The sequence below is a fragment of the Thiomicrorhabdus sp. genome (assembly GCF_041583835.1).
Taxonomy (GTDB): domain Bacteria; phylum Pseudomonadota; class Gammaproteobacteria; order Thiomicrospirales; family Thiomicrospiraceae; genus Thiomicrorhabdus.
This window is the reverse complement of the sequence record NZ_JBFHFC010000002.1, coordinates 43,214-56,078: the sequence shown is the minus strand read 5'-3', so window position 1 is coordinate 56,078 and position 12,865 is coordinate 43,214. Positions and strand designations below refer to the sequence as shown.

The window sequence follows — 12,865 nt, the reverse complement described above, 5'->3', positions numbered from 1 at the left end:
CGCCCGTCACCTTAAAAAAAGAGTAAACTATCAGCACTTTTTGAGGGTGATGCGGGCGCTCAACACGCCAAGACAACCCGATGTTTGAAGATTTTAATGTGGCGACCTGCCCCTCGGGACGGTTATCCACCCTAAGTTTGCAGTACAAAAATGACAGACAACGAAAAAGACAACGATCTCTACGCCGCAATTGACTTAGGCTCTAACAGCTTTCACATGATCATTGCCCGTGAAGCACACGGTCAGATGCAGGTGATCGACAAGCACAAGGAAATGGTACGTTTACGGGCCGGCCTTGAGAGCGACGGCAAGCTCAGCGAAAAAGCCTTTAACAAGGCAATTGCCTGTCTGGAACGTTTCGGTCAACGAATCAACAACATCCCCCCTCAAAATGTCCGCGCCGTTGGCACCAACACGCTGCGTAACGCCCGCAATAGCCGAGAGTTCCTAAAACAGGCCAGTAAAGCGTTAGGACACAATATTCAGATCATTGCAGGACAGGAAGAAGCCCGTCTGATCTATCTCGGAGTCGCGCACGGCCTGCCCAACAATGACGAGCAACGCCTGGTCATGGATATCGGCGGCGGTAGTACCGAATACATTATCGGCAAACGCTTTACCCATAGCCACCTGACAAGCACCGAAATGGGTTGCGTCAGCATTACTCAAACGCATTTCCCCAATAACGAAATCACCGAAAGCAATATGAACTTGGCGATTTCCGCCTGCCGTTTAACCTTGCGCCCGCATCGTGCCAAACTGAAAAAACTTGGTTGGGATACGGCCATCGGCGCCTCCGGTTCGATTAAGTCCATCGGTCAAATCCTTGAGTCGAACCATTGGAGCGAAGGCGGCATCACTCTTAGCGGAATGTATCGCTTGCGTGATGCGCTTATTGAAGCCAAAAGTGCCGACACCTTAACGTTGGAAGGTCTTAAAGACGAGCGACGTCCGGTTCTGGCCGGGGGCCTGGCCGTGCTGATCGCGACATTTGAAGAACTCAACATCCAGCAAATGCAGGTCTCCTCCAATGCTTTGCGTGAAGGCCTTGTGTTTGACACGCTAGGCCGTTTGTTTGCAGAAGATGCCCGCGAGCTGAGCGTCGCCGCCATGCAAAAATGGATGCGTGTCGATGCCCAACAAGCCGAGCATGTCTCAAAAACCGCCATGGCGCTCTTCAAGCAGGCGCATAACATCTGGCAACTACGCAATACCGAATACAACTTCAAAAAACTATTGGACTGGGCGGCTAAATTACACGAATGCGGTATCGCCATCAGTTACAAACGTTACCGTCATCACAGTGCTTACCTGATCGCACAAGCGGAAATGGCCGGATTCGACCAACAAGAAAAACAGATGCTCAGCGTCATGGTACTGAACCATAGAGGCAAGTTCATCTCGGAAGCCTACGACGAAATCGATATCGAGCCGCAAAAGCTATTGTATTTGACCGTATTATTGAGATTAGCGGTTAGAATCCATCGCGGTCGCGACTTTGAAATCATCAAGCCGATTTTGTATATCGAAAATAACACAGAGTTACATCTTGAGTTTGAAGATCAGTGGCTGGAACAACATCCTTTGACGCGTCTAGATCTGGAAATAGAAGCCAAACGATTGGATGCGGCCGGTTTCAAATTGACGTTTGAATAATAAACGCTGAAGTCGCAGTTCAACTTCACTGCGACATTTCACCCTGTAACGGCAACAAGCCTTAATAGACATCCATCTGCAAGCGTTTGCTTTTACGCCATGTCTGCCACATCTGCTGCGCGGCATCGCGATCGATTCCGGCAAAGGTCTCGATGATCTTCGTCCAGGTATCGGTCACATCTTTCGCCATCCCGTGCTGACTGCCACAGATATAAATATGCCCGCCTTTCTGCATCAAATCCCACAGAACTTCACGTTGCTCCCAAATGCGATCTTGAACATAGTACTTCTGTTGCTGGTCTCTTGAAAACGCAGTAAACAATGCCAGCTTGTCCTGTGCCTGCCACGCCGTCAAAGCATCTTCAAACAAAAACGAACAGGCTTGATGGGTTTCGCCGAAAAATAGAAAATTGTCACCCTTGGCATCGCTCGCAGCACGATGTTGCATGAACCCGATAAACGGTGCGATCCCCGTGCCCGCACCGATCATCACGATCGGTATATCCGATTCTTCCGGCAACTGGAAAGTCGGCGTCGGCTTGAACTCCGCTTCGACCTCGACACCGGCCGATAAACGGCTGATTGCGTAACTGGCAACACCGAGATGAACCCTGGATGAAACGTGTTCGTTGACATAGCTGACGAGCTTAACCACCAAGTGGACCTCATTGCCCACCGCTTCCATCGCCGATGCGATGGAATAATAACGCGGGCCCAAAGGCGACAACAGATTTAGAAATTCAATCCCCAACGATCCGAGACTTGGAAATGCATCCAACAAGTCCAGAATATCGCGTCCGTAAGCGAAGTCCATCATCGCCTGACGATCCGCCCAATCCCCCAATTGATATTGGCGCTGCAACTTATTTAAAATGGCGGGATTCAACTGGGAAATTTCTAAATGTTTGTGTAACGCTTCTCGTGCACTGACGCTCCCCACCCTTCTCAGTTCGATAGACTCGTCACCCGTCAAGCCCAAACATTCAAGCAATGGCTCTACCCATTCCATCTGATTGGCCGCCTGAATCGTCAACCAGTCTCCCGGCTGATACTCCAATCGCTCTCCCGGCTCCGGAATTAACACTATATGATAGATTGCCTTGTCTTCACAAAGCGGAGTTAAATTCTGATTACTTTTAACAATAAGACGCATGAAAAAGGCTCACCCAAGTTTGCTTAAGTGAGCCCATTTTAGCATGCAAAAACAGGAAGACAGGCCTGTTCGATTTAAGGCCCGAAAAAGTTTTGTCCGTCTTAACGGATTTGTTCGATTAACACAGTCATCCACGGTGCCGTCGCCAAAATTGTGACAGCCGACATCAATCCGGCTACCAATCCGATTCCGATTTGCGGAATGATATTATTCTGCTTAATCTCAATGTTGGACATTTGACGCTCGACCGACGAAAAAATATCGACCTGTTTCTTCAACAAACCGTTCAACGTTCTGATCTGCTTGAACAACAATTGCTGTTCTTTTTCGACCATACTGCGAGACTTATTAGACTGCTCTTCCAAAGCACGCATCTGCTGCGCCATCTGGCCGATTGAGGCATCCATCTGCGCCACCAGATTCTTGATTGCGGTCTTATCTTCATTCAACCACTCAAAATCCGGAGTCACCATATCCGACATATCCATATCGCTATGCAAATCTTTCTTGCTCTGCGACAGATTATTGTTGCGTTGACGGCGCATCGCCTGCTCCAACAACACGCTTTTTGACCCTAAAGGCTCGACTTTTCTCAAATCAATCGCCATACTTTTCTTCCTTGTGCCATATCCCACGGTTCACATACCGAGGTGTCAATAATTTGTCTACTTGAGATTAGATATCTTTCTAATTACCAAGGCATACGCAGGGAGTGTGCCAACTTTTAACACACTGAACATAAATTCACGGGAAATGTTTATGAAATACATCGGAGCACACGTATCCGCAGCCGGTGGCGTTGAAAACGCACCGATTCGTGCGCATGAAATCGGGGCAACCGCTTTTGCTTTATTTACCAAGAACCAACGTCAATGGGTCGCAAAGCCATTAAGCGAACAAAGCATCGAACTTTTCAAAGCCAATTGCGAACGTTACGGTTACAGTTCAAAACAGATTCTTCCACACGACAGTTATTTGATTAACCTTGGCCATCCAGACATCGATAAACGTCAAAAATCATTAGACGCGTTCATCGACGAATTACAGCGCTGCCAACAACTCGGCATCACCCTGCTGAATTTCCATCCAGGAAGCCATTTACGCGAAATCTCCGAACAACAGTGCATGGATTACATCGCAGAATCGATCAACTTTGCCCTGGATCAAACCCAGGGCGTCACCGCCGTGATTGAAAACACCGCAGGGCAAGGCTCCAATTTAGGTTACAAACACGAGCAGCTTGCTTATCTGATCGACAAAGTCGAAGACAAAACCCGTGTCGGCGTCTGCTTCGACACCTGCCACGCCTATGCGGCCGGTTATGACCTCAAAAACGATTACGAAGGCGTAATGCAGGATTTTGAAAACGTTGTCGGCTTTGAATACCTCAAAGGCATGCATATCAACGATTCAAAAGCCAAGCTTGGGCAGAAACTCGATCGCCACCATAGCCTAGGTGCCGGGGAAATCGGCTGGGAAGCATTTAAAAACATCATGCAGGATCCTCGTATCGACGAAATCCCCATGACCTTGGAAACCATCGATCCGGATATCTGGTCGGAAGAGATTCGTACCTTAAAGTCTTTTACCGAAGCATAAAAGTCAACGAACAAAACCGTTTTTATTTCGTCACAACATCCGGCAAAAAGCTTGCGAGTGAGAAAATGCATAGAGTAAGATAAGCAAACCTTTTAAAAAAGAATCTCTTTTCAATGAATAAAAATCAGTTTATCGAATTTGTCATGCAAGCCGGTGTTTTAAAACTAGGCGAATTCACCCTTAAATCCGGTCGAAAAAGTCCCTATTTCTTCAATGCAGGCCTGTTCAATACCGGCGGCCAGTTAGCTACTCTTGCCAAAGGTTACGCCGATGCGTTAGCCGAATCCGGCATTTCATTCGATGTTCTGTTCGGACCAGCCTACAAAGGTATTCCCCTGGCGGCAACCACCAGCGTCGCCTTGGCGCTAAACCACAATATAGACAAAGCTTACGCGTTTAACCGCAAAGAAGCTAAGGATCACGGCGAAGGCGGCAACATTGTCGGCCATCCGCTTGAAGGTGACGTATTGATCATTGACGACGTCATCACCGCAGGTACAGCAATCCGCGAAGCGATCGACATCATCGCCGCTAACGGCGCTAAACCGGCCGGTATTTTAATTGCTCTGGATCGCATGGAAAAAGGGCAAGGCGAACTTTCCGCAATTCAAGAAGTGGAGGCCGAATTCGGCATTCCGGTAGTCAGCATCATCAGTTTAAACGACATTATCGATTACCTGAATACCAAACCGGAAATGCAGCATTATCTGGATGCCATGGTCGAGTACCGTAAGCAATACGGCATTGGCTGAGCGATTTTGAACCACTTCAACAACATAGAAGATAGCTAAATGTCCAATCGACTCCGTGAACTCATTCTTCTTCGTCATGCAAAATCTGACTGGAAAGATGAAAGCCTGCGAGATATCGATCGCCCACTTTCCAACAAAGGCAAAAAAAATGCCTCTAAAGTTGGAAAATGGCTGCAACAGGAAAAAATTATTCCCGATCTTATTTTGACCTCTCCGGCCGTGAGGGCGCAACAGACGCTTAAACGCATTTGCATGGAATGCGGCTCGGAAACACAAATTATCGACGAACTCTACCTAGCTGACCTCGAAACATTAAAAACCATCCTCGCCCAGGCTCCCAATGTTGAAAGATTAATGATCATTGGCCACAACCCCGGGCTTGAACGACTGTTTAATTTCCTGAATAGTGCCACTCAAGAATCCGAAACCCACTTATTTCCTACCGCCAGCATGGCACATTTCATATTACCGGACGACTGGAATCAACTTTCTTCCGGTGACGGCAAACTTTTGCGATTCATTCGCCCTAAAGAAATCAATATTACGGAATAAAATTACTTATTCTCCTTAAATAAACTATCGAAATTCGCCTGTAAATAGGTAAAAAAACCTACTAACTCTATTTTAAAAATGTTATATTTTGACTGAGAGGAAGTAGATTTTTCCCAACTCTAAAAATATTTAAGGAAATAAAACTATGAAAACGAAGTTACTCCCATTAGTCGCCATTATTTCAATGGCAGCATTTGCACCGGCTCACGCCGATGTCATCGCGAGTGAAGGTACAACAGCTTATGCCGTTGATTCAGACGGCAATGTGGTTCGTGACAATTTTGGTGGTTGCGTACGTTCAATTGATTGGACAAAAGAAACGGCCATTGCGAAATGTGAAGGTTGGGAAGAGCCAAAACCAGCTCCTGCACCAGCTCCTGTCGTTGCACCGGCTCCAGAGCCAAAACCAGCACCTGTCGTTGAAAAAGTTAAAGAAGATGCTCCGGCTGCATTCCGCGGATTCTTTGAAAACAACAAGTCTGAATTGAAACCGGCGGCGAAAGAAGAGCTGGATATTTATGCTGACTACATGACTCGTCATCCAGAAACAAAAATCAAAGTAACCGGTCACACTGACTCGGCAGGTACTAAGGCTTATAACCAAGGACTATCTGAACGACGTGCGGCTGCAGTAAAAACCTACCTAGAAAGCAAAGAAATCGATGGTGCTCGTATTGAAACTGCAGGTATGGGTGAAACTAGCCCGGTAGCGACTAACTCAACCAAAGAAGGTCGTGCACAAAACCGTCGTGTTGAAATTGAAGTCATCAAATAAGCGTTTAAACAAACTTATTTAACTTCAAATTTCATTTGAAAAAAATGGCAGTCAGATTATCTGAACTGCCATTTTTTTTGACTGCTACTTATCAAGTAATGTGCTCAATCAAGCCTCACAATTTTCAACAAATCCCTCTTTAAGAAATCCTCAAAAATACATTTACACAAAGGCTTTCGCAATCAAAGAAACGCCCACCAGTACGGTAATCATTTCAAAGCTGCGTTTCACCAATCGATTGCCTTTTACGATCGAAAGATGGGCACCAAGGTAACCGCCAATCAAAGAACCTAAAATTAACGCCGGCAACCAATCCCACTGAATATTCCCTAAAATCCCTAACGTCAATGCCCCGGATCCATTCCAAAAAATCCCGACCAGTATCAACGTATAACCCACTGCGGTTTTATAATCCAATCCAAACCAACGCACCAGCCACAATGTCACAAACAGGCCGGTTCCGGAAGTCAATGAGCCGTTTAAAGCGCCGATAAAAAATAGTACTAAACCGCCGATAACCAGTCCGCTTACGTTTCTATTCTTCAACTCAACACTTTGCCCTAATTCCGGTTTAAACCAGGAATAAAGACCCAAACCCAGCGTCAACAAACCCAAAAGAAACTGGGAAAGCTGATCGTCGACTTGAAGAATAATGCTAGCCCCCAACACCACACCGGGAAGACCGGTTGCCAAAATGTAAGCCGAAAATCGCCAGTTAAACGTTGAAGACTTTAGATGTCGAACCGTCGCTCCCAAACCTAAAAACACACTCGCCACCTTATGCGTGGCCAACGCTGTGCCAAACGGCAGGCCCAAGAACAACAAAGCGGGCAGTTGCAGCAACCCCGCTCCGCCACCGGCCAAAGCCGAGAAGAGATTTGCTATCAACGATACAACGAACAGCACCAACTGGTCTAACAACATCTATCCAATTCCAAGTTTCCCATTTCACCCCACCACGTTTTCTCTCGGAGGGTTTGATGTGTGTAGTTATAAAAATAAAAAAGCCCCAAATTATGGGGCTTCTTTAGCATAGATTAAAACGAATATAATCGCTATATGATTTAATCCTGTTTATGCAAATGAACGTCCATTTGCGGATAAGGAATCGAAATTCCTTCTTCGTCAAAGGTCAATTTCACTTTTTCGTTCATATCCCAAAGTACCGCCCAGTAATCACCGGATTTAACCCATGGACGAACCACAAAGTTCACACTGCTGTCGCCTAATTCCGATAATGCGATCACAGGTTCTGGATCTTTAAGAATACGCTCGTCTTCGGAAACCAACTTTTCCAAAATCGCTTTGGCTTTACGAATGTCGTCATCGTAACCAATCCCAAAAACCATATCCACGCGACGTGTATCACGGGCAGAGAAATTGGTGATCGGGCCGGAATAAATTGCACCATTCGGTACGATGATCTCTTTATTATCACCGGTACGCATAGTCGTGCTAAAAATCTGCATGGCTTCAACCACACCCGTCACACCGCCTGCATCGATAAAATCACCGCTCTTAAAAGGCTTGAAGACTAAAATCATCACTCCAGCGGCGAAATTTTGCATCGAACCCTGCAACGCCAAACCAATTGCCAAACCGGCCGCACCGATCAACGCCACCAATGAGGTCGTATCCACACCCAATTGATCTAATGACGCCACAATAACAAACAATAACAAAACCGCGTTGATAATCGAAGCGACGAAATTAATCAACATGGTATCCATCGTACCCGTTCTGCCCAGTAATTTTCTGATCAGCTTGACGATGAACTTAACAACGATGCGACCCACGACGAAAATCAATAAAGCCAAAGCGATCTTAATTCCCCATGGAATCGCGTAATCGTTAATCATGACTTCAATATCCATATATTCTTCTCCTTTGAGAGCATTGCATTTTTTTATTCCGCAGTGATCAGGGTTCCGACGCCTTCGTCGGTAAAGACTTCCAACATCACCGCATGCTCGACTCGTCCATCGATTATATGCGAGGATTTAACGCCGTTTTGCACCGCATCCAAAGCACACTGAATCTTAGGTAACATGCCTCCGTAAATAGTACCATTACTTATTAATTCGTCCACCTTTTTCGCCGTCAATCCGGTCAATAATTGCCCTTCCTTATCCAGCAAACCTGCGGTATTGGTCAACAGCATCAATTTTTCCGCTTTCAGAGCTTCCGCCACCTTACCGGCGACCAAATCTGCGTTGATGTTGTAAGAATGGCCGTCCTTACCAACACCGACCGGTGCGATAACCGGAATAAAGTCTCCCTGAATCAACATATCCAGTACGGCGGTATTAATTTTTTCCACTTCGCCCACATGCCCCAAATCAATGATTTCAGGTGCGTTCAACTCCGGTGCGTTCAACTCCATGTGCATTTTTTTAGCACAGATCAAATTACCGTCTTTACCGGTCAACCCTACCGAGTTCCCGCCGTGACGATGGATCAGATTAACAATCTCCTTATTAACTAATCCGCCCAGAACCATTTCGACAATATCCATGGTTTCGGTATCAGTCACACGCATTCCTTGAATGAACTCCGATTCCTTTCCGACACGCTTCAGCAAATCTCCGATTTGCGGCCCGCCGCCATGCACCACGACCGGATTAATCCCGACCAGTTTCATCAGTACGATGTCGCGAGCAAACCCTTCTTTCAGCTTTTCGTCGATCATCGCGTTTCCGCCGTATTTGACCACAATCGTCTTACCGGAAAAGCGTTGAATATACGGCAAAGCTTCCGCCAAGACCGAAGCGATGTTTTGAGCTTGTTCTTTATTTAGGTTCATGGTGTTTTGCACTCTCATGGGCTTAATTCTTTTCTAATGTGGAATGAAAATCCGGGATTGACTAAACGGATCAGTCTCTAAAGTTGTTAAATTGCAAAGGCAGTTCCAAATCTTCCATACCGCGTAATAACTGCATTACCTGCTGTAAATCATCGCGTTTCTTACCGGTAACGCGAATACTGTCGCCCTGGTTGGCCGCCTGCACTTTAATCTTGGAATCTTTGATCGCTTTGATGATTTTCTTTGCCAAAGGCGCGTCCAAACCTTCTTTCATTTCTATGACTTGAACGGCGGTCTTTAACTGAATATTAGGATCCTTAACTTCCATACATTTAACGTCGATTCCACGGCGGTTCGCTTTCTGCACCAAAATATCGAACATCTGATTCAACTGGAAATCGGATTCGGTCTTCATGGTCACGGTCGTACCCTTCTGCTCGAAACTACTATCCGTGCCTTTAAAATCATAGCGTGTAGTCACTTCTTTATTCGCTTGATCCACTGCGTTGGTCAATTCATGTTTATCCAGTTCGGAAACAATATCAAATGAAGGCATGTTCTCTCCTAATATGGCCACAATTCTAACCGGGCCTTTTAAAAATCAAAGCGTTATTTTATCACTTGTTTGTAGCCAGGTCTGCATCCTACTCAGTCGATGTTTGGCTTGAATGATGAGCGGGACTATAATGACAGACTTTTCATTCAATCTAAAAGCCGTTTTGTCATGCCAAAAACCTCATTTCAAGCTCCCGTTTCACAAGTCGCCCAAGCGATCGAACCTTTCAGGGTCATGAAGATTCTGGGCGAAGCCAAAGCGCTTGAAGCTCAAGGCAAAGACATTATCCACATGGAAATCGGCGAACCGGATTTCCCTTCGCTGGACTGCGTTCATCAAGCGGCTTACGATGCGATGCAGCAGGGGCTCACCCACTACACACCGACCTTAGGACTGCCTGTATTAAGACAAAAACTGGCGAAATTCTATGAGTGTTTTTACCGCGCACAGGTCGATTCCGAACGCATCATCATTACACCCGGTTCCTCCAGCGCTTTGCAGCTGGTACTCACCGCCATCCTTAATCCGGGCGACAGGGTTCTAATGAGCGATCCGGCCTATCCGTGCAACCGCCAGTTTGTCAATCTACTGTATGGCAAATTGGTCAATGTACCCGTCGATCATCATAGTAACTACCAACTTACTTTGGAAAAACTGCAACAACACTGGCAAGAAGGCATCAAACTGGTCATGGTCGCCTCTCCCGCCAATCCCACAGGAACGGTGATCGAACAATCCGAACTGCTGGCGATGGCACAATTTCTGGCGGAAAAAAATGCATACTTACTGGTAGACGAAATTTATCAAGGTTTGGTGTATGACCGACCGGCGGAAAGCATTCTCGCCCACGACAACTTGCCGGAGAACGTGATTGTCATCAACTCTTTTTCTAAATTTTTCGGCATGACGGGTTGGCGTTTGGGATGGTGCGTAGCGCCGAAGTCGCTAATGCCGATTCTTGACCGGCTCGGCCAAAACCTATTTCTGGCCGCGCCGACGCCCGCTCAGTACGGTGCACTGAGAGTATTGGACGACGATGCGCTTGAGCAACTGGAACAGCGTCGACATATTTTCGAACAACGCCGCAATGTACTGTTTAACGCGATGCAACAGGCCGGATTCAAACTCAAAACTTTACCGCAAGGCGCTTTCTATCTTTATTGGGATGTCTCGGAATGGACCGAAGATTCCGAAGCCTTTGCCGCCGAGTTGCTGCAACAAACCGGCGTAGCCCTTACGCCCGGAACCGATTTCGGCAACTATCAGGCTAAACAGCATCTACGCTTGGCTTACACGACTGACGAAGCTCAACTGTTAAAGGCGGTGGAGAAGATTGCAAGCTTTATTCAAACCCGCTAAAAAAATTTTCAACTTCCAAAAACCAAATAGGCTTGGTCAAAAAAATTTCAACCAAGCCTATTCGCTGTTCACACACCTTTTCGAGCTCTATTTAGAACGGCAGATCCAAAGTCGGATCAACCTGATGAATCAATGCCTTGAATTCGGCTTGAATACGAGCCAACGCTTCCGGGGTTTCGCCCTCAAAACGCATCACCAAAACCGGCGTGGTATTGGAAGGACGCACTAACCCCCAACCGTCGGCAAAGTCTGCACGGATACCGTCCAAATCAAAAATCTTCGCTTCTGGAAAATGGGCGATTTTCTTGAACTTTTCCATAAAAACATAATGCTCGCCTTCACCGAATTCCACATCCATTTCCGGCGTATTGTACGCGTCCGGCAGAGCGGCAAACAAAGTACTGGCTGACTGAGGCTGTCCGGCCACGATCTCCAGCATTCTGGCGGCACCATAAATACCGTCGTCGAATCCGAACCAGCGCTCTTTAAAAAAGATATGCCCGGAAACCTCCCCAGCCAACGCCGCACCGGTCTCTTTCAACTTAGCTTTCATAAACGAGTGCCCGGTTTTCCACATCGTCGCCTTGCCGCCATCGGCTTCAATCTCTTTTGGCAACAAAGAAGTACACTTGATGTCGAAGAGGATCTCTGCACCCGGTTGACGACTGAGCACATCGCGGGCATACAGCATCATCTGACGGTCGGCATAAAGCACCTGACCTTGATCGTCGACCACTCCGCAGCGATCGCCGTCACCGTCGAATGCCAAACCGATATCGGCCCCGATCTCTTTGACCTTGGAGATCAAATCGACCAGATTTTTAGGCTTGGCCGGATCGGGATGATGATTCGGAAAGGTTCCGTCAACGTCACAAAACAACTCGGTGACCTCGCAGCCTAAATCACGAATGATCTGCGGCGCATATTCACCCGCCACACCGTTTCCGGCATCGACCACCACTTTCAACGGCCGTTTCAACTTGATCTCATTCACGATGGCATCATGATACGCCTGAGAAATATCCAACTCCGAAAAGCCACCTGAACCGCTGGTAAAATCATCGTTTTGAATGCGTTTTAATAAGGTTTGAATCCACTCGCCCGACAAGGTCGTACCATCCACAACCATCTTAATGCCGTTGTAATTCGGAGGATTATGCGAACCGGTGATCGCAGCACAAGAATTAACACCGTCCAACGTCGCTGCCGCAAAATAAACCATCGGCGTAGTGACTTCGCCGAGATAAATCACATCCACGCCGGCAGCTTGCAAACCTTTAGCTAATCGTTCGATAAAGCGTGGTCCGGACAACCGGCCGTCGCGCCCGATCACAATCTTGCTTTGACCGGAATCAATCACTTCCGATCCAAGAGCTCGGCCGATCAGCTCAACCGTCTCCTCAGTCAACGCTTGATCCACTACCCCGCGAATATCGTATGCACGAAAAATACTTTCGACTACATGTGCCATATCAATTCAAATCCATTCAAAATTATTGCCCTACATTGTAAGGCAGTTTTTAGATATTTGGGGGCTTTTTAAACATTCCCACAGCCGGGAAGACGCCGTTAAGATATTGATTTCAGGTCATGAATTTATGTCGACATTAAAGACCGTACAAGTTACCCACAAGCCGACGTAAAAATAGTCATAAAAAAT

At 46.8% G+C, this 12,865-nt stretch carries 13 protein-coding genes; 6 read left to right on the top strand and 7 right to left on the bottom strand.

The genetic code is table 11. The features are described from left to right. Window positions 1–150: 150 nt before the first annotated feature. Window positions 151–1,656, top strand: coding sequence for an exopolyphosphatase (gene ppx, locus ABY044_RS01450; RefSeq protein ID WP_373017400.1), 1,506 nt, complete (start codon window positions 151–153; stop codon window positions 1,654–1,656). A 61-nt stretch (window positions 1,657–1,717) separates the two neighbouring features. On the opposite strand, the gene ABY044_RS01445 is transcribed toward ppx, so the two are convergent. Both ABY044_RS01445 and ABY044_RS01440 read right to left on the bottom strand, forming a co-directional pair. Beyond that, on the bottom strand, window positions 1,718–2,809 hold the full coding sequence (locus ABY044_RS01445) for an NADP oxidoreductase (protein WP_373017398.1): 1,092 nt from the start codon (window positions 2,807–2,809) through the stop codon (window positions 1,718–1,720). 101 nt (window positions 2,810–2,910) lie between these two features. Next, a complete protein-coding gene (locus ABY044_RS01440; protein ID WP_373017396.1) occupies window positions 2,911–3,417 on the bottom strand; it encodes a hypothetical protein in 507 nt (168 codons plus the stop codon). A 151-nt stretch (window positions 3,418–3,568) separates the two neighbouring features. Between ABY044_RS01440 and nfo the strand changes: the two genes are divergently transcribed. From nfo to ABY044_RS01420, 4 genes are all read left to right on the top strand, one after another. After that, window positions 3,569–4,408 (top strand): deoxyribonuclease IV, encoded by an 840-nt coding sequence (gene nfo / locus ABY044_RS01435; RefSeq protein ID WP_373017394.1) that lies wholly within the window; start codon window positions 3,569–3,571, stop codon window positions 4,406–4,408. Between the two features lie 113 nt (window positions 4,409–4,521). Continuing rightward, window positions 4,522–5,160 carry an orotate phosphoribosyltransferase gene (gene pyrE, locus ABY044_RS01430; RefSeq protein WP_373017392.1) on the top strand — a complete coding sequence of 213 codons (639 nt, stop codon included), beginning with the start codon at window positions 4,522–4,524 and terminating at the stop codon, window positions 5,158–5,160. 39 nt (window positions 5,161–5,199) lie between these two features. Next, window positions 5,200–5,712 carry a histidine phosphatase family protein gene (locus ABY044_RS01425; protein ID WP_373017390.1) on the top strand — a complete coding sequence of 171 codons (513 nt, stop codon included), beginning with the start codon at window positions 5,200–5,202 and terminating at the stop codon, window positions 5,710–5,712. 145 nt (window positions 5,713–5,857) lie between these two features. Beyond that, complete coding sequence (locus tag ABY044_RS01420; protein WP_373017388.1) at window positions 5,858–6,487, top strand: OmpA family protein; 630 nt, start codon at window positions 5,858–5,860, stop codon at window positions 6,485–6,487. A 162-nt stretch (window positions 6,488–6,649) separates the two neighbouring features. On the opposite strand, the gene ABY044_RS01415 is transcribed toward ABY044_RS01420, so the two are convergent. From ABY044_RS01415 to ABY044_RS01400, 4 genes are all read right to left on the bottom strand, one after another. Further along, complete coding sequence (locus ABY044_RS01415; protein WP_373017386.1) at window positions 6,650–7,411, bottom strand: sulfite exporter TauE/SafE family protein; 762 nt, start codon at window positions 7,409–7,411, stop codon at window positions 6,650–6,652. 140 nt (window positions 7,412–7,551) lie between these two features. Then, window positions 7,552–8,361 (bottom strand): mechanosensitive ion channel family protein, encoded by an 810-nt coding sequence (locus ABY044_RS01410; protein WP_373017383.1) that lies wholly within the window; start codon window positions 8,359–8,361, stop codon window positions 7,552–7,554. Window positions 8,362–8,393: 32 nt separating this feature from the next. Further along, window positions 8,394–9,290, bottom strand: coding sequence for an acetylglutamate kinase (gene argB, locus ABY044_RS01405; RefSeq protein ID WP_373017718.1), 897 nt, complete (start codon window positions 9,288–9,290; stop codon window positions 8,394–8,396). Window positions 9,291–9,360: 70 nt separating this feature from the next. After that, the gene (locus tag ABY044_RS01400) at window positions 9,361–9,846 is read right to left on the bottom strand and encodes a YajQ family cyclic di-GMP-binding protein (RefSeq protein WP_373017381.1); all 486 of its coding nucleotides are present in this window, start codon (window positions 9,844–9,846) and stop codon (window positions 9,361–9,363) included. A 168-nt stretch (window positions 9,847–10,014) separates the two neighbouring features. Here ABY044_RS01400 and ABY044_RS01395 point away from each other — a divergent pair, with 168 nt between their 5' ends. Next, complete coding sequence (locus tag ABY044_RS01395) at window positions 10,015–11,205, top strand: aminotransferase class I/II-fold pyridoxal phosphate-dependent enzyme (protein WP_373017379.1); 1,191 nt, start codon at window positions 10,015–10,017, stop codon at window positions 11,203–11,205. 91 nt (window positions 11,206–11,296) lie between these two features. Here ABY044_RS01395 and ABY044_RS01390 read toward each other — a convergent pair whose 3' ends face one another. Further along, on the bottom strand, window positions 11,297–12,676 hold the full coding sequence (locus tag ABY044_RS01390; RefSeq protein WP_373017377.1) for a phosphomannomutase/phosphoglucomutase: 1,380 nt from the start codon (window positions 12,674–12,676) through the stop codon (window positions 11,297–11,299). Window positions 12,677–12,865 lie beyond the last annotated feature (189 nt).